Origin of the sequence: Photobacterium rosenbergii (genome assembly GCF_033022775.1) — a bacterium.
Lineage (GTDB): Bacteria > Pseudomonadota > Gammaproteobacteria > Enterobacterales > Vibrionaceae > Photobacterium > Photobacterium rosenbergii_A.
This window is the reverse complement of the sequence record NZ_JAWJZI010000004.1, coordinates 549,551-567,571: the sequence shown is the minus strand read 5'-3', so window position 1 is coordinate 567,571 and position 18,021 is coordinate 549,551. Positions and strand designations below refer to the sequence as shown.

The 18,021-nt window shown below is 46.2% G+C and carries 14 protein-coding genes; 6 read left to right on the top strand and 8 right to left on the bottom strand.

Annotated elements, in window-relative coordinates; all coding sequences use genetic code 11:
• The 5 genes from R2X38_RS13335 to R2X38_RS13315 all read left to right on the top strand — a co-directional run bounded on the left by R2X38_RS13335 (position 1) and on the right by R2X38_RS13315 (position 4,750).
• The gene (locus tag R2X38_RS13335) at positions 1–528 is read left to right on the top strand and encodes a TRAP transporter small permease (protein ID WP_317522750.1); all 528 of its coding nucleotides are present in this window, start codon (positions 1–3) and stop codon (positions 526–528) included.
• A complete protein-coding gene (locus R2X38_RS13330) occupies positions 529–1,830 on the top strand; it encodes a TRAP transporter large permease (RefSeq protein WP_317522749.1) in 1,302 nt (433 codons plus the stop codon).
• A gap of 190 nt (positions 1,831–2,020) precedes the next feature.
• Positions 2,021–2,446: a homoprotocatechuate degradation operon regulator HpaR gene (gene hpaR / locus R2X38_RS13325; RefSeq protein ID WP_317522748.1), complete on the top strand. Its 426-nt coding sequence runs from the start codon at positions 2,021–2,023 to the stop codon at positions 2,444–2,446.
• 314 nt (positions 2,447–2,760) lie between these two features.
• Positions 2,761–3,987, top strand: a complete 1,227-nt coding sequence (locus R2X38_RS13320) for a GGDEF domain-containing protein (protein WP_317522747.1) — start codon at positions 2,761–2,763, stop codon at positions 3,985–3,987.
• A gap of 184 nt (positions 3,988–4,171) precedes the next feature.
• Positions 4,172–4,750, top strand: a complete 579-nt coding sequence (locus R2X38_RS13315; protein WP_317522746.1) for an outer membrane beta-barrel protein — start codon at positions 4,172–4,174, stop codon at positions 4,748–4,750.
• 99 nt (positions 4,751–4,849) lie between these two features.
• Here R2X38_RS13315 and hpaC read toward each other — a convergent pair whose 3' ends face one another.
• The 5 genes from hpaC to R2X38_RS13290 all read right to left on the bottom strand — a co-directional run bounded on the left by hpaC (position 4,850) and on the right by R2X38_RS13290 (position 11,820).
• Positions 4,850–5,356, bottom strand: coding sequence for a 4-hydroxyphenylacetate 3-monooxygenase, reductase component (hpaC, locus tag R2X38_RS13310; RefSeq protein ID WP_317522745.1), 507 nt, complete (start codon positions 5,354–5,356; stop codon positions 4,850–4,852).
• Between the two features lie 282 nt (positions 5,357–5,638).
• Complete coding sequence (locus R2X38_RS13305; RefSeq protein ID WP_411185188.1) at positions 5,639–7,405, bottom strand: polysaccharide lyase family 7 protein; 1,767 nt, start codon at positions 7,403–7,405, stop codon at positions 5,639–5,641.
• Between the two features lie 88 nt (positions 7,406–7,493).
• A complete protein-coding gene (locus tag R2X38_RS13300) occupies positions 7,494–8,279 on the bottom strand; it encodes a hypothetical protein (protein WP_317522742.1) in 786 nt (261 codons plus the stop codon).
• 99 nt (positions 8,280–8,378) lie between these two features.
• A complete protein-coding gene (locus tag R2X38_RS13295; RefSeq protein ID WP_317522741.1) occupies positions 8,379–10,181 on the bottom strand; it encodes a hypothetical protein in 1,803 nt (600 codons plus the stop codon).
• Between the two features lie 76 nt (positions 10,182–10,257).
• Entirely contained in the window at positions 10,258–11,820 is a 1,563-nt protein-coding gene (locus tag R2X38_RS13290) for a polysaccharide lyase 6 family protein (RefSeq protein WP_317522740.1), read from the bottom strand.
• 338 nt (positions 11,821–12,158) lie between these two features.
• On the opposite strand from R2X38_RS13290, the gene R2X38_RS13285 reads away from it, so the two are divergent.
• Positions 12,159–13,040 (top strand): polysaccharide lyase family 7 protein, encoded by an 882-nt coding sequence (locus tag R2X38_RS13285; protein ID WP_317522738.1) that lies wholly within the window; start codon positions 12,159–12,161, stop codon positions 13,038–13,040.
• Between the two features lie 75 nt (positions 13,041–13,115).
• On the opposite strand, the gene R2X38_RS13280 is transcribed toward R2X38_RS13285, so the two are convergent.
• The 3 genes from R2X38_RS13280 to R2X38_RS13270 all read right to left on the bottom strand — a co-directional run bounded on the left by R2X38_RS13280 (position 13,116) and on the right by R2X38_RS13270 (position 18,007).
• Positions 13,116–14,993, bottom strand: a complete 1,878-nt coding sequence (locus R2X38_RS13280) for a methyl-accepting chemotaxis protein (RefSeq protein WP_317522737.1) — start codon at positions 14,991–14,993, stop codon at positions 13,116–13,118.
• 81 nt (positions 14,994–15,074) lie between these two features.
• Positions 15,075–16,697 carry a polysaccharide lyase 6 family protein gene (locus R2X38_RS13275; protein ID WP_317522736.1) on the bottom strand — a complete coding sequence of 541 codons (1,623 nt, stop codon included), beginning with the start codon at positions 16,695–16,697 and terminating at the stop codon, positions 15,075–15,077.
• 53 nt (positions 16,698–16,750) lie between these two features.
• A complete protein-coding gene (locus R2X38_RS13270) occupies positions 16,751–18,007 on the bottom strand; it encodes an alginate lyase family protein (protein WP_317522734.1) in 1,257 nt (418 codons plus the stop codon).
• Between the last annotated feature and the right edge of the window lie 14 nt (positions 18,008–18,021).

Here is an 18,021-nt window from a genome sequence, read left to right as displayed (position 1 = left end):
ATGAGTTGCTCAAGACTTTCCCAGGCTATTCGGCGAGGGTTGGAGGCCCTTGCCGCTCTCAGTCTGATGCTAATGATGGTGATCACCTTTGTTGATGTCGTCGGGCGCTTCTTCTTTAGCAGCCCGCTGATCGGCTCCACCGAGATGATCGAGGTATTACTGGCAGTCATGGTGTTCATGGCCTTTCCATTGGTATCGTGGCAGGAAGAAAACATCTGTGTCGACTTGCTCGACAATATCTTCCCAAAACGCTGGGTAGGCCTGCGCCAAGTGGTGATCAACCTGATCTGCTCCTGCTCGCTGATCCTGGTTGCCATGATGAACTGGAAACTGGCTGGCCGCTCTATGGAGTATGAAGAGGTCACGGAAATTCTTGAGCTGCCTCTTGGCTATGTCACCTATCTTATTTCCATTACCGGCTTTGCCGGCGGCCTCCTGACATTCTTCAATGCCCTGGTCTACGGCAAGACGCTATTCTCGCCTTCATCGACGACCCAACCACTAAGTACCGAGAGCAAGGGGGTTTAAATGCTTGAATCAATTATCGGCTTTACGGTTCTGATCGCCCTTGTTTTCCTCCGCTTGCCACTGGCCTTTGCCATGGGTGTGGTCGGTTTCCTTGGCTTCTGGTACATCAACGACTACAACTGGAACGCAGCCATGTCGATGGCGGCCCGCCGCATCATCGACACCGGCCAGGACTACAGCCTGTCGGTGATCCCGCTGTTTATCCTGATGGGGAACTTGGTGACACGGGCTGGGCTCTCCAACGAACTCTACCGTGCCTGTAATGCCTTTGTCGGCCACCGTAAAGGTGGGCTATCGATGTCGACTATCTTGGCTTGCGGTGGCTTCTCGGCTATCTGTGGCTCAAGCTTGGCGACCTCGGCCACCATGTCGAAAGTTGCCATGCCGCCGATGCGAAAATTCGGTTACTCCGACGGCCTTGCAGCGGCCTCTATCGCTGCAGGTGGTACCTTGGGCATTTTGATCCCGCCAAGTGTCATGCTGGTGATCTATGGCCTACTCACGGAGAGCAGTATCCGTGAACTCTTCGCCGCTGGTTTCATTCCGGGGCTGATCGGTATCGTCCTGTACCTGATGGCGGTGCAGTGGGTGGTGTTCCGCAACCCAGACAGCGCTCCTCCAGGCGAGCGCGTCAGCTGGAAAGATCGCTTTATCGCCCTTAAGGGGATCATGTCGACCATTTCACTGTTTGTATTAGTGATGGGTGGGATCTATATCGGTGCCTTTACCCCAACCGAAGCGGCCGGGATCGGTGCGACAGGAGCCTTTGCCTTGGCCGCCTACCGCCGCCAGCTCAACTACGCCATTTTGCGCGATATTCTGGTTGATACCGCCAAAACATCGGCCTCACTGTTTGCGGTAGTGATCAGCGCCCTGATCCTGTCCAATTTCATCAACCGAGCCGGCTTGCCGACGGCACTGATTGAGATGATCCAGGCCGTTAACGTCTCCCCAATGATGGCGCTTGGCCTGATCATATTGGTCTACATCATCCTTGGCTGCGTATTCGAAAGTATGTCTATGATGCTGCTGACTGTGCCGATTTTCTTCCCGGTAGTGGTTGAACTTGGCTTCGACCCAATCTGGTTCGGCATCGTGGTGGTGGTCGTCACCGAAATCAGTTTGATCACCCCGCCGGTCGGGCTCAACGTTTTTGTCTTGTCCGGTATTATCAAGGACATCAACACTGCCACCATCTTCAAAGGGGTATTCCCGTTCTGGGTGGCAGACATGGTACGGCTGGCGCTCATCGTATTGATGCCCGCTATCGTACTGTTTTTACCGGGCATCTTGTACGCCTAGCGGGTGCATTCACGGCGGGCTCGTTGCCTGGCAGCAAGCCCGCATCTTTTACATAACTTGGCGGTATCCAAAGTAATATATAAGATCAAAATACAGCTATAGCTTTTCGGAACTTTGATTTATATTGTGAATATGTGTCTGAAACAAATAGTAATTTTCGACAACACGGTAACGGCTAGAAGGTTATATTGTGACTAAGTACGAAGACTCGCTTCCCCTGCAGCTGATACGCGCAAGGGATGTATCCATGGATTACTTCCGCCCTATCCTGGCGGACAACGAAATCACCGAGCAGCAATGGCGTGTGATGCGGGTGCTCGATACGCTTGGTGAAATTGATTTCTCAACCCTATCCCGCGAATGTTGCATTCTAGGTCCTAGCCTGACTGGGATTGTTAGCCGCCTTGAGAAAATGGGCTATGTACAGCGCAAAAAATCTGCCAATGACGGCCGCAAGTACTATATCCACCTTACTAACAAGGCCAAAACACTGGTAGACGATCTGCGCCCACTAATCGAAGCACAGTATATTGAGCTCAAGGCTAAACTCGGCGAAGAGAAATACCGCCAGCTATCTTCTTTACTCAATGCGTTGATTGATACCAAAGAGCAGTAATTTCGAGGCTCAGAAGCATAAGCAACCTAACCACCGCTTCATCATCTTTGACAGTAAATACACCCTCGCCCAGCGAAGCGTGTATTTACAGACCTAACTACTGGCATTCTTTTCCGCAGGAAATAACGCCAGCGCAGAAGCTCATCGCCCCTCAGCACTGCAGACCGACTTATAAAGAACCGTGAGCAAACACACAGTTTTCGCACCCTACTGAGAATTATGTTAACAGTGTTATATGATATTTATGGCAAAAATAAAGCAAGCCAGCTTCATTGCCGGTGGGAATGTGCTTTGCGCGAGAAACGGAGTGACGCATGGACAGTTTTTCTCTGGATATAAGAACCCTCAACTTTATTATCATTCTGTTTTCTTGTATTTACAGTATTGGCCTTCTTTGCTACCAACGCTCCCAAAAAGAAATCCCTGGCTTACAGCTATTTGCACTATCCCTCTTGTTCATCGGTATCGGTCCTTTCTTCCTTGGAATGAGGGGAACAACACCAGACTGGTTTAGCATCGTGCTTGCCAATACCATCATTATGTTCGGTTTTCAGTTGGTGCTGCATAGCTTATGCATTTTCAGGAATTGTTCACTGAGATACACCTACTTTACCTATACCTGCATCCCGATCACCCTCTCCTTGTTTTATTATTTCACCCATGTATCACCGTCGATAAAAGCACGGATTATTGTTATCAGTGTTTTCTTGGCCATCACCACATTGCTATCGGCATTCACAACCTTAAAAGGTAGACATAAAGATTTAAAGATCGCCATTTGGATGATGTCGACATCTTTCTTCCTCTATGGTTCGTTCATGACCCTGCGAGTGGCTTGGACCTTGTATTCAGAAGAGTTACATAATTTTATGTACGCCGAGCTTATTCACCAGCTCACCTTCTTGTTCAGTATTATCTTGGTGGTTGCGATAAGCTTCAGCATGCTGTGGATGATCAACGCCCGCCTGGTCAACTCTATTTATGACCTTTCCCGCCGGGACCCGCTCACCCAGCTCTACAATCGCTATGCCCTAGAAAGAAAGCTGCCCGATTTAATCAATGAGATAAACAAAGTACACCCACTCAGTATCATCATGGTAGATATTGATAACTTCAAATCCATTAATGATCTGCACGGCCATTTGACAGGGGACGAGGTAATAAAGCGTATTGCCCAGATTATCACAGCACACACCCGTAATACTGATTCAGCCTATCGCTTCGGCGGCGATGAAATATTGATAACCTTACCTAAAACAGACATCAACCTCGCCCGTGCTATTGCCGAGTCGCTGAGAAAAAAGATCTCTGCCTATACCTTGATCGAAGGCAACAACCTGCCGATGACCTCTAGCTTTGGCGTCGCCAGCCTAAGCGAAGGTGAAGATTGGGAACATCTTGTTTCAAGAGCAGACCAAGCACTTTACCAGGCCAAACAGATGGGACGAAATACCGTCGTCACATGTTCAGAAAATCCGACTCTTTCTGCCATCTACCACGCAAGTCATCACCAACATAAAGCGTATGAAGAAGCTCTGTGAACAGAGCTATGCCTTTACATACAAAAACGAAACAACTGCTTACATTTGACATGAAACAGCAGCCAAATGCTTCGAAAATAACTCATTTTGTCAGACTTCTGTGATTTCACCTGCCTTACTAATTACAATCCTAAGCTTAATCACCATAATCTGCCCGCTTCCCATTTCCACAGTAAGGCAGACAATGAAAAAGTTACTCGCAACCGCAGCCTTAACCCTGCTAACTACAGCTCCGATGGTTGCTAGCGCCAATCAGTATCACACGCACCATCATTACCATCATGGCGGTCCTAACGCTTACCAGGGACCGCGTGTTGGCTTGGGGATCTCTTATCTGTCTGATCGTTACATCGACACCGATACAGGCTTCAAGCTAGAAGGGGGTTATGATTTCAACCGCATTGTCGGTTTCAACCTGTCCTATGAAGAGTCCGGATATGACTATTATCGCGGCTCGGTTGATTACAGCACAGTGAAGTTTGGTACAGATCTAGGCTATGCTTTCCCACTGAGCCCAAGCGTGTCTCTTAAACCATATATTTCGCTGGGTTTCCACCGTACGACCGAAGATGACAGGTGGTGTTCGAGTAAATATTGCTACTCCACTAATTACTCTGATACCAACACCTATTATGGTATTGGCGTACGCCTGACGGCAGATATGTTCTACATCAATGTCTCCAATGAAGTACTGAAATTAGATGTGGGCCCTTACCGCTACGAACCTGACCAAATTGCCGTTACTGTTGGCCTGAAATTCTAAGCGCAAACAGGCCGCCAATTCTTTATATAGGAAGAGTTGGCGGCCTGTTTGATACCAAGAAAGCTCCTGCGTTCAAGAAAGCAAATAGAGCTGGTACTTTTAAGCGACTTCCGGCATCTTCCTTGTCGCTTCAACAGATTTGAACTCGCGCGAGAAGTACACCAGCGCATCGCTCTCGGTGGTGGTAATGGATTCGACTTCGACGAAGAACACGCTGTGAGTACCCACTTCGCTTACAGAAGCCACTTTACCCTCTAGTGTTGCCAAGGAATCAGTCAGTACTGGCACACCATGCTGGTTAAATTCCCAACCCGGTAGCTGGAACCTGTCTTCCATCGCCATGCCTGTCATCCCAGCAAAATGCATCGACATGTCTTTGTGTTCGGCAGCACACACATTCACGCAGATGCGGCCATTGTCCTTGAAGATCTGGTTGGAGGCACTATTGCGGTTAACGCACACCAACACCGTTGCAGGGCTATCTGTCACCGAACAGACGGCTGTCGCTGTCAGGCCAACAGTGCCAGCTTCCCCTCCCGATGTCACCACATTGACGGCTGCGGCAAGGTTAGACATGGCATCGCGAAACTGTTGTTGAATAGGCATAGTTCGTTCCTTCCTAGAGCTGTTATTGATATTGGATGTTATAGGTTTAGTGTTTCATTGAACATGTACTCATTGTTAACCAGCCCCTGCCAAAGCGACATAGACAGAAAATCCAATCACTTGTACTTTTCGGGCGATGGGCGATGGGCGATGGGCGATGGGCGATGGGCGATGGGCGATGCAGAAAAGAATATAGAAAAGCAGGTTAATACTTAAGCCACACACTTCAAAAAAAGCCTTATCAGCTTACTGATAAGGCTTTCATTCAGACACAAAACACTGTTAATAATGTGAAATCATTACGTCTTTAAAGCTCACATCGAAAACTTTACCTTTGTAAGCATTATCGGGCCGGAACTGAGGATAAATACCCGCTTTGAAATAGTAAGCAACATCGTCATCCGCCCAGTTTTTGCTCATTTCGACCGTCCCATTATTAGTGTCGAAATACAATTTACCCCATTCAAGATAGTGTGACACACGGTTAGAACCATCCTCGCTTTGAGTGATCAAGCGAATACCGCCTTCATCGATACTGATAGTGTACTGCCAATCCTCACCCGAGGCATAAGTCCCCATATTGACACTAAATGGCCAGTCTTGGCATTGCGGATAATCCGGAGTGCCAGACGAGCACGATTGGTTATCTTTATAGAAGTCTTGGTTCAAAATAACGCGAACAGGCTTGTTATCCCCTTCCCACTGCACTTTCACCAGCGCCTGCTTTATCTTCCAGCCATGAACCTGGCCGACAATCACCTTAGGGTCTTGCCCCTGAATGTCAGGATAACCTTCAACATTTAGTGTTGAGCTAAGTGTATGCTTCGTTGTACCCGTTGCCTTATCGTGGATTTTCCAACTGGTGTTATCACGGCTGGTACTACAAGTGTTCAACGCTTGTGCATTGAACAGCTCACGCAGCTCGGAGCGTATATAGTTCGAGTTTTCTGTGGTCGTGCCGTAGCCCATATCAGCCCTGAAATGCATGCGGCCATCGCTTACGTCAAAAAAAGATATACCAGCCGGACTAAACCACAATCTAGAATCATTAGAGAGCGTGTCTTTACTTGAGTGACAATGCGCCGGCTCAAGTTCTGCGGCACTGGTTCCCCCCGAGCCATACCAATCGTCTTTGCTGGCCGGGATGGTGATTTTCCACTGGTCTATGTCCCAGTTTTTATCCGTATCACTTTTATTCATACTGACACTTGGGAACTGCACCTTTGCTTCGCCATTTTCAAACTGGTTGTATAGCCCAAATTTGAAATAGCTCAATAGGTGTGACCAGTAGGTGATGTCGCGCTCAACTTCTCGAATGTTGTCCTTATCGATGCTCAGCTTGCCTTCTCTTACCTCAAGCTTAAAGTCAGTCGCGCGATCAAGATCGGCTTTGCCAAGATCAATGCGCTCATAGGCATACTTACAATCATCCGTTTCTGACTTGACTGGATCGGAGCAATCAACTGCATTGGTTTTTAACACCGCCCAATAGTGGCCAATCAAGCCATCTCTTTCCTGCTCGTAAACAATACGTAACAATGGGTGGGGAATATAACCAGTACCGCTCTCATCGGTGCCTTTGTTGTGAATTTGAAGATAGGTAATTGTATCTTTATCTGCTGGGGAGTTGGCGAGAGAAGATTCCACACCGATAGGCAGAATGCTGGCGTTCAGCACCCGCTGCACACCCACTTCTGATGTATCAAAGTTTTCATCTACACGTACTTCTGAACGATTAGAATAACCGCTCATAGCAAACGTGAGGTTTTCGACACTTTGATCATAGTAAAAGTGGTCGTTATAGAAATCGGCAAATTGACCATTTTTGACCAATGTTTCTTTATTGCCAGGTTCGCCAAATGGGTCAGAGACTTGCAGGCTAGACTGGCTTAACACATTTTGATATTTCACATAGGAGTTAGGTGCTGAAGGATCGGAACCAGGCTCCCCAATATTTGGCGGTGGAGTATATCCTCCGCTTTCACTACCACATCCAGATATAATTACCAGCGGTAATAACGTGCTGGCTAAAGTTAATTTATTTCTCATCACTTTTTCATCTTTAAAGACAAAAAAGGCATTATTGCCTCGCGCAACAATGCCTCTTGACATTAATAAGCTAGTATTTATTCACTAATTAGAAGCGGTACTTATAGCCAAACTCAATGGCATTATCACGTTTTCCGTACCAATCATACTCGCTATTCTGGTGGCTATTTTTAAGCAGCTCTTGTTTAAGCTTAAATTTGCCGTAAAAAGCGTGGGCACGTGCATTTGGTAGGCGGTATTCTGCACTGAATTCGTGTTCCCATGCACTCTGGGAATTGTTATCAAACGTATGCTGCTCTTGACCTGAGCTATTCTTCTCTGAAGAGAGTTTGCGCAAGTGAATAAGATCGTACACAAAGGTAAAATCAGACCAACGATAGGTTAACCAAAGATCAAAGCGCATTTCTTTATTATAATCATTACGGTAACGAGGGTTATCACCAAGGCTCAAACGATCAATATTCTGCGCGTAACGTGCACGGGTTTTGAAACTAAAATCGCGAGTTACACGGTAGCCGTAGTACGCCCCTGCACGCACAGTATTTGCCGTTTCTTTGGTCTGGTAATCTAACACACCACCCGCTTGGTGTTCATTGCGATCCCCCCAGCGATGCTGGTAATCGGTTTTAAAGGTCAATTCATATTGTTCTGGGGCGAAGCCGGTTTCTAACTCTTTTTTACTACGGTCATACTGCCAAGCCTGCTCGAACCCAAAAGCAAAACCATTATCCATGCGGTGGTTGAATTCAAATTTAGGGCGGTCAGTACGGCCATCCAATAATTTGTGTTCCCATTTTAAAGTCATTGTGCTGCTGGCAGACGCCGCGCCGCTCACCAGCGATAATAGCGCTGCTGCTAAAAGTGTTTTTTTCATTATGGGTGTCTCTTAATTATTCTAAAAAGATGAGCGGCTCGCTCACCTCTAAATAAATTATTTCATTACAGTACATGTAATTTATGGATGATTGTTATCTTATGGAGTAACAATATTTCCTGACTTAGTAATCGCTCCAACTTCTTCGCGAGCAAAAATAGCTGCTTGACGATTATCTTTACCAGTATCACTGCTCATATCTTGAGTGTGCTCAACCGCATAGCCATTAAATTCACTGTCTGCCACTGTAACGTTACACGTCTTATTGTTGTCGTTTGGATCATCTTTGATTATACCGCCCGTAGAGTCACCGACTTTAATTGCGGCAACTTCACTACCACCCGCTGTGATATTAAAGGTGTTACCACTTAGCACACTGCCTTGGCGTGCTTGTGATTTGCCACAGTTAACGAACACCCCATTATTTTGAATGCTGCCAGATAGGTTGTTAAAGGTACTGTCTGTTAGTTCAAACTGCCCCCATGAGAATACCCAACTAGCCTTCTTGGTACCAAAATCAGTGGTATTTGCTGCATCAAACGTTAGGTTACTCAACTTAACTGGTGCACCACTTACCGCATCAACAGAGATCGCACCCGATTGACCATCAGAACTGCCTAAAGCACAAGTCTCTTCCATGACATCATTTTCATCATCCCAACCCAGTTTGCTGTTTTCAAATGCTAGGTTTTTGATTTCAGCGCCAGCCGCTTTCACGGTAAAGCACGCATCGCCAGTAATGGTTGCATTATTGCCTTCACCACCATCGATGATCACCGCTTTATCAACGTTAATCACGCCAGAATCAAACGTACCCGCGGCATCTAGAGTAATAACCGTACCTGCTGCTGCTTCGCTAATTGCCTCATTTAACTCGTCAACATTAATAACTGTGATTGGATCTGGATTGCCGCCTTCATCATCACCAAAGGTATTTCCTTCGATTGTTGCACCATCACCACTACCATCAGCAATTGCCGCCCCCGTATCATCAAAGGTGGTGGTTTCACTTTCAAAGCCGCTGAAGCTATTGTTACTTACCGTAGCTTGACAAGTCTTATCTTTGAACTGAAGACCAGCAACAACACCACGCAAGCCGGAGTTCGACTCACCGTCCAGTACTGTGAATTCATTGTTGTCAAATACTGAACCAACCGAAGCTGCACTTCCTCCCACAACTCGGTTACTACCACAGTTGAGGTTAATCACATCCATGCCAGCATTTTTCTTATCAAGGAACTGGCTATTTGACACATTCACATAGCCACGTGAATAAATCCAACCGTGTGAACCGTCTTCATTGATCGTTGCGCCATCAAACACTAAACCATCCAGTGTAACAGGAACGGCACCGTCACCAACTTTACCAATATTAATTACAGACTTTGACGTCGAGTCTGTTCCACACTCAATGACATTAATATTTTCAAACTTAATATTGGCAATTCTTACCCCTTCAGTTCCTTTCAGAACTTGATCGGCTGAATCCGGGATATTGATACATGTTGTACCAGAAATGACCGCATAGTTATTTGCCGCAGCATAAGCACTATTTGATGCTGTATCTCTGCTGATTACATTACCGTCTGCATCAGTAGATACAAGGGTAATATCTTTAGTAATTTCAATGCTATCAGCAAAATCAAAGTTGCCTTGGTTAGATAATCCAATGATTTGCCCTGACTCAGCACTTGAAAGCGCTGATATTAATTCATCGCTCGATTTTGTAACAATATCAGCCGTATCTGGCAATTCAGGCGGCGGGGTAACAACTGGTGGTGGATTACCATTTTCTGGTTCCTCTACATTATTATTCGGCGGTGAATCGTAGAAGTTACAGCCCGTCAGTGCCCCTGCCGATAGCGAAACCGCTATTAGCATAGAAAGTGTTTTAAGCTTCATGCTTTATCCCTTTATGTATTTATCCAGAGGCTCATCGCTGAGCCTCTATATATTTATTTAGAAATGAAATATATGGTTATTTTTTAATTTGGTACTGTGCGCCGGTGTCATTCATGGTATATACCGTTAGATCTCGCGCACCACCATCGAAATTGGTTGGTACAAGCAGGCCATTTTCAGCACGTTCTAGCTTAGGGTCACGCATAATTGCGCCGTCCCATGGCAGTTCTGTGCCCGCTACGGTGCCGAAGTACAGGTTGTTTTCAAAAACTGGATCTACCAAAGGTGCGGTAGAGTCGTTACCTTTTAGCGCCAATGTTCTGTTGCCCGCTGCGTAAGACAGGTTATTGCGGAAGGTCACATTATGGCCAGGGTAAATAGTACTTACCTTAGAGTTGTCATACAGGCTGACGCGGTGTGATTTATCCGAGTACAGAATATTCTGGCGCGAATCAATAATGGTATTGTTCTCGACCAATACATTATTGACTGTCGCCTGTTTGTTTAACTCTTTACCTTTTATGCTATCGTCTAACTGCTCGCCGTTAGCAACGTCAGTGATCCCGGTATTAACCACGATACCGCCACGGACGTCGCCTGTCCCCATGACACGCTCGATATAGTTGTTGCGGATAACATGGCCTTCATCATAAAAACGAATACCGCCGGTTTGCGCTTTGCCGTTACCGATAATCACGTTGTTTTCAACAGTATTATTTTTACCGTGGCGCATTGAAATCATAGAGGCAGAATCAACAATGGTGTTGCCGCGTACAATGTTGCTGCCTGATTTCAATGAAACAAGCTCTGTTTCACCGTCGCTTTGCAGGAACAGGTTATCTTCGATCAGCGTTTTTGAATCGTAGATCGAGCTTTTTGAATCGCCAAGACGAATCGCTTCCCAACTGTTGGAGTTGTAACGTTTGGCTTCTGCGTTATCAAACTCGTTGAATTGGTTATGCTTCTGGTTGTAGAAAAGGTTACCCTTTATCACATGATGATCAGGTGTCGTATCGCCTTTTGCTTTTTGAACACCAATCAGCGTACCGCGTTTGTGCTTGCCTTCAAAAGTGTTATTCAACAGCTGGTTATGCTTACCATAGAGCGAAATCCACAAATATTTCGGGTATTCCGCACGGCGCTCGTCAGGCTCATACGCAAGGCCGTCGATGAAGTAATAGAATGTCGAGTTTTGCAGAGTATTGTTGTCACCACGGAAAATGATCCCCCCCATGCGCTCTGCCGGGCCACCTTCGGTAAATACAACACCGTCAAGGGTAATGTTATTACCTGTCAGGTTGATCTGCACCGAGCCCGTAAACCAAACCGTTCCTTGCTGCTCTGCCTTGATAGTGACGTTATTGGCCGAAATATTGAACACACCTAAATCGGCATACTTACCAGCAGGCACAACTAACGTGTCACCATCTTGCAGATCCAAGATTTGCTGTTTTAAGGCTTGGCCGTCAGCAGGAAGAATAGATTCAGACGTAATTACAGTCTTATCATTCACTGTTAAGGTCGAGGTATTTACCGCACTGGTTTCAATATCAACCGTGTTAACACTGCTGCCCGTTGAGCCACAGCCTACCAATACGCCAGCAAGAGAGAGTGCAATCAGGTTTTGTTTAAAGGTCATTTTCTTGTCGCTCTACAATTTCGAATAGCACTAATATAATAAAATAATACAATAAGTGCTGTGAGATTCATCAACAAATTAATACAATCATTGCAATGCATTCAGCTAACAAAAAATTACAAAATCAAACTACTAGAAATAACAAGCACAAGAATATAATAGATTGTTTTTTAAGGAATAAAATCAACATCTCTAGTTAGCATAAATTTATTTAATTATTAATTGGTGACCTCTTTCACAATATACAAACAAGATCTAATGATATTGTAATACAATTAAGCGCTATTAAATTATCTTGATCACAGTTTTCGGATACTTAATATAAAGTGAGTTGAATAATGAAAAACCAAATTGTCTATTCTTCAGGGATCGCTGTTGCGGCTTTACTCATGGGCTGTACTTCAACAACCGCCACCTCTATCACTATGTCACCAGCATCCGGTGAGATGGCCGCACCCGCAGAATACGAGAAGTTTGCTTCAATTTTATCTGCCTCAAAGCTACAAATCTCAACACCGAATGCTAAAGAAGGCAGCAAAAACGAAGTCGCACTCGATAGCGATTTCACGGATGTTGTAAATGAGAATTTCTATGTCGATAAAGGCTCGGAAGCCTTTGTGTTCAAAATGGAAGGCTATAAGCTAAGAAACGAGCTGCGTGTGCTGGAGCACTTTAAGTCAGATGACCCGTACACCTTTTATCGCTTAAGTGCCGATATTCTGCCGATTAATCCTAATGAGTCGATCAAAAACAGCACCCAAAACCGCGATGAAATGACATTCCTCCAGGTACACAACAAAGGGACATTTGACGATGGCCTGCATGGTGTCGGATATATTCCTCACCCGCTAGTGCGTATCGTGTGGGAAGGCGAGCGCCGAGGTGTGGAAAATCATTACTGGGCGGTAGTAAAAAACAATGCTGTTCACTGCGGTACGGGCAGTGAGCACCGAGAAACTCAAGCGTGTAAAAAAGCCTACAAACGCTACGATCTTGGCCCCATGAAACCAGATCACCCAACCCGCTTCGATGTGATTGTCGGCAACCAAACCTTAGCAATCAAAGTTGACGGTAAAACCACGGTGAATCATGATATTTCTTACTGGAAGGATATGCTGAACTACTTCAAGGCTGGCGTGTACAACCAGTTTGATAACGGGCAGAGTGAAGCGCATTTCTATAGCTTAGAGTACGCGGTAGAAGAAAAGTACAACGACTAATATTTACACTATTAGCTGTTCAAAAAGAAACGTTGCCCTATCATTTCCACTCGAATGCGGGCAACGTTTTTTATGTTAGATTTTAAAATTAGACAAGGCACCGCCTAGCTGATCGTTAATCACCGCGATTTGTTCCGACTCTTGGTGCTGGTTATTCATTTCACTTTGCACCTGCCCGACCATCGCGTGAATATGGTGAATATTTTTATTGATGTTGGTAATGACAATATTTTGCTCACCCGCAGAACTGGATATTTGCGCACTCAACTCATGGGTTTTATCCACGCTGGTTTCCAGTTTCGCGAGCTGACTGGACACATTGTTCGTTTCGTTCACCATGTCACTGCATGTCGCTTTGGTTCGCGTAATGGCGTTGACAACATCAGAAGATACTGCATTCAATTTAAATAGCGTTGATTGAATTTCACTGGTGCTTTGCTGTGTTCTGGCTGCCAGCGCCCTCACTTCATCGGCAACAACTGCAAACCCTCTCCCTTGCTCGCCAGCCCTCGCGGCTTCAATTGAGGCATTCAGCGCAAGTAAATTCGTCTGCTCGGCAATTTCACCAATCACGGTCGCAATAGACTGAATGCTGTTTGTCTCACTTTCCATATCGGTAATATTTTGTGAGGTGCTTTCAACATCGCTGACTAAGCTTTCAATAATAACTAAGGCTTGCTGGAGGGTTTGTTGCGACTGGTTGCCTAACTCGTTTGCATCGTTTGTTAAGTTTTCACTATTTTTTGCATTTGCTGCCACTAACCCCGCCGAGTTAGACAGTTCTTCCACCGCGGTGACAATTGAATCCGTCTCCACCAAATGTTGCTCTAGAACCTGCTGGCTGACCTGTGAGTGATGTCGTAACGATGTGACTCTTTCCGATAAATTATCAGACACTGCTTTTACTTCAATCATCATAGTTTGCAGCTTTTCAATAAACTTGTTGATGCCGATAGCTATTTGACCAAGATCATCTTGGTTCGTTACGTCAAGACGTTGGGTTAAATCCCCTGTCCCTGCCGATAAGTCATTGATAATCGATTTCAATGATATAATTGGGCGGTAGATAACTTGCAACAGTACCGCCAAGGCCACAATCGACAACAAGGCAATCACTAAGGAGATAGTCACCAGCGTCCACATAGATTGATAAACCGGTTGATATGCCAGCTCAGCATCAACAAATGTTATGAAATGCCATTTCTTGCCGAGCACTTGAAGCGGGCTAGAAAAGTAAAACCAATCTTGATCACCAATTTCAACCCTGTTTGAGTGATTGGATGATGCCAAAGCCGACGCCTGGAAAACCGAACTGGTTTGGGCAAACTCCGCCGTAGAGGCTAATACTAAACCACTTTCATCAGTAATGATGCTCACTGCCCCATCATGGACATTCATCTGCTCGATCGCGTCTTGAAGGTAAGATAGACGAATATCCGACAGCAGCACACCATTACGCATAGGTACGATAACTCCTGTTAACGGTATGTTTTCACGTGAGAAAAACACATCACTGATCTGCGTGCTCGATGAACGCTTGCCCATTTGATACCAAGGGCGCGTTCTTGGGTCATAGCTATCGACCGACCCAACGCCATTTGGAAAGGATTCCGACGGAATAGATACGTAACTCCTACCATCATCAAAACCCAGTGTTATTTTGGTGAGGCCAGAAACTTGCTGTGCCATCTCTATGGTGTCGAAAAAATTGAGTTGGTAGTCATGTTGCGCAAAACTCGCCACTAATTGCTCTGCCGAACGTACATTTTGCTCAATTAGTGACTCAACGTAACTCACTTCATAGTTAATCGCTGAACGAATAGCACTGTTAAGATCTTTATCTGCATTATTAATAAACGACGAGAAAGTAAAATAATTAATAATCACCAAGACTAATGCCAGCATACTTATCACTGACAGATATAAAGACCTTTTGAAACCGAATGCGAACATTTTCCCCTCATCCATGAAAATTTTAATTTAGAAAAAAAAACTGCAGTTAACTGCAGTTTTTAAATTAGAAAATGAAATTATTTATTTTACTAATCGATAGCTTGGACCGATTTCATCCGCAGTTAAAACGTGCAGTTTCGACACATCGGCACCACCTTCAGCAAACTGGTAGAAATCACCAAATTTAGTGAAGGTTGGCTTTTGCTGGGAAGCGCCTTTTGGCACTCCGTCTATACCATGAACCTGACCGTAGTATGTCTCATTGCTGTAGCTTGGGTTTGTCAGCGGAGTTGCCAGATCGGCACGCAGTGCCTGCAAATCTTCACCTTCGTTATACACCACGTTGCTTCTGAACGAGATGCGATCGCCAGTAAAGATTGTCTCTACTTCACTGTTGTCAAACAAGCTTACTCGGTGGCCTTGGTTGCCATGTACCATGCCGAACTCGACATCAACCAAGGTGTTGTTTTCCACCCTTACGTTCTTCGGCGTCCACTGCTTGTTAAGCTCTTTGCCTTTTACTGACTCATCAAGCTTTTCATTGTTCTTCACATCGATAATACCGGTGTTGATCACCACACCACCGCGGACATCGGCATTACCGGCGATCTGGCCACCCGAGCCACGCAGGCCTACTAGGTAGTTATTGCGCACAACATGATTTTCGTCGTAAATGCGGATACCACCGGTATCTTGCTTGTGGTTACCAATAATCACATTGTTCTCTACTACGTTGGCCTTGCCGTGGCGCAGGGAAATCATCGATGCACTTTCGAAGATGGTGTTGCCGGCAATACGGTTCTCGCCGGATTTGATGGAGATCAGCTCGCGCTCACCGTCAGAGTCCACCAACAGGTTATTAACAAACTGCGTGGCTGACGGCCATTGGCTGCTCTTTGAATCGCCAATACGGATCGCTTCCCAGCTGTTACCGTTGTAACGAATCGCCTCTTTGATTGCTAGCTCGTCGTAACGATTTTTCTTCTGGGAGTAAAAGATATTACCTTCGATAAGGTGGTTATCAGCCTTATCGTCAATGATCTTCTGAATACCGATCAAAGTACCGCGCTTTTGCTTACCCTCGAAGCGGTTATTGAGCACCTTACCATCCTTGCCCCATAGCGACACCCACAGGTAACGCGGGTACTCACTTCGGCGCTCGTCCGGCTCGTATTCGTAGTCATCATTGAAGTAGTAGAAGGTAGAGTTCTGCAAGGTATTACGCATCCCCTCCAGACGCACGCCACCGAAGCGCTCTGCTGGGCCACCCTCGGTGAAAACCAAGCTATCCAATGTAATATCATCGCCTTTGGCGACCAACTGTACCAAACCCGTCAACAGCACCGTTCCTGGCTGCTCGGCTTTTACCGTAATACCATCAGCGATTAACTCGACTACACCCAGATTGGCGTAGCGGCCAGGGGCGATGATAATTACCTCACCCGGCTTGGCATTCTTAAGTTGTTGCTTCAATGACTCGACAGCTTCCTCGCTAGCGGACTCAACCTCGCTAGTATCAACGGTATCGCGGTTTGTCGCAGCGACTAATTGTTCGGCAGTCAATGACTGCAATGACACTTCAGCAACGGAAGGTTCAACTGCCGCACCAAGCGTGACGTTTTCTGTCGATGCTTGAGTCGTGCTATGGGCATGAAAAGACAGCGCAGCAAGCAGGGCCAGCGCAATCGGTGTGTGTTTTTTCATTGTATTTTCCTTATTCCGGGCGGCAGGAAGGCCGCCCGGTTTACACAGGGGTATTACAGTTTCGGATACAGCAGGTAAGCGTCACGCTCGGCCCAGACCTGAGACAGGTTACTGATATCGGCATTGCCAAAACCGATTTCTTTAATAACCTCATCATAGTGGTTCGTACCCCAAGCCAGATCCGCTTTGCGGTAAACCGTCAACATACGGTAAGTTTGGAATCGACCTTTTTTGATGTCGTTGTCTTTGTGAGGCCAATCTTCGGCCTTCTGGAACTGGGCAACATAATCGATGGCAGACTTGATGTTGCGACCTTTGTAATCGTGGTTCCAGATATCGATACCCATTTTGTCGCCAAGCTGGGCAAGGTACGCCATAGCATCTAGGTTGAAGTAGCTGTAGTGATAGCCACGGGTACGTGCCAGCTCCTCAGGCTGCTTACCCTGGCTGTCAAACTGTTCACGAATACGCCATTTGGTGTTTGCCACTGCCATTTTGGCAATATCTTCTTTACCAAGGTAATAGGCGATACCCGCAATTTGGGCCTGCATCCAAGTACCATGGTTGTTTGGGGAGTACTGCTCAGCAGTGCCTTGCTCTGAGGTAATTAACCAGTTAAGGAAATCACCCAGCCATGCACGCATCGCCACATTGTCCTCTGGTGTCCAATGCTTGGATGTTTCCAGTAGCGCCAGAGCATCAACCAGACGATCAGAGAAGCTGCGCGAGTCAATCATGCCGCTACGTCGCTGATCGTCCACCCCAGGAACCGCCTGTGCATAGCGAAGGTTAGGGTTCATGCGAGTTTCTGGGTTAATGAACCAGTGGCGCAACATTTTGGCAGCCTGTTCGGCGTACTTTTCCTCACCAGAGAAGTAGTACGCTACGCCCAAGGCGCGAACCGATCGGGTAAACAAGCCAATGCGGACAGAGTCTGTCGCATCGGTCTTCGAGTCCGGGTTGGTTTTACCGTCATGACGGATCCAAGGCAGGCCATCTTTCGTCTCTGGATTTGGCCACCAGTATGGGCTAATCGAAAAGTAATCGTGCTTGTCACCGCTTGGCGGTAACAGTGTTTTATCCGTTACCGATAGCATGCCAACTGTCATGGCTGACTCGGCTTCTTCAAGCAGACGCTGGTAGCTCTCTTGCGCTTCAGCTGTCGCGGTATCGTTATGGATACGCGCTTTGCTTTGTGCAATCAAGTCCGCATCGAAAAAGACGGTATTTGGCAGTGCATCGCTAGCATACAGGGGTGCAGCGAACATCGCACTTGCCAGAGCCATACCGCTTATAAACTTCTTAAACATAGTCTCTACCTAAA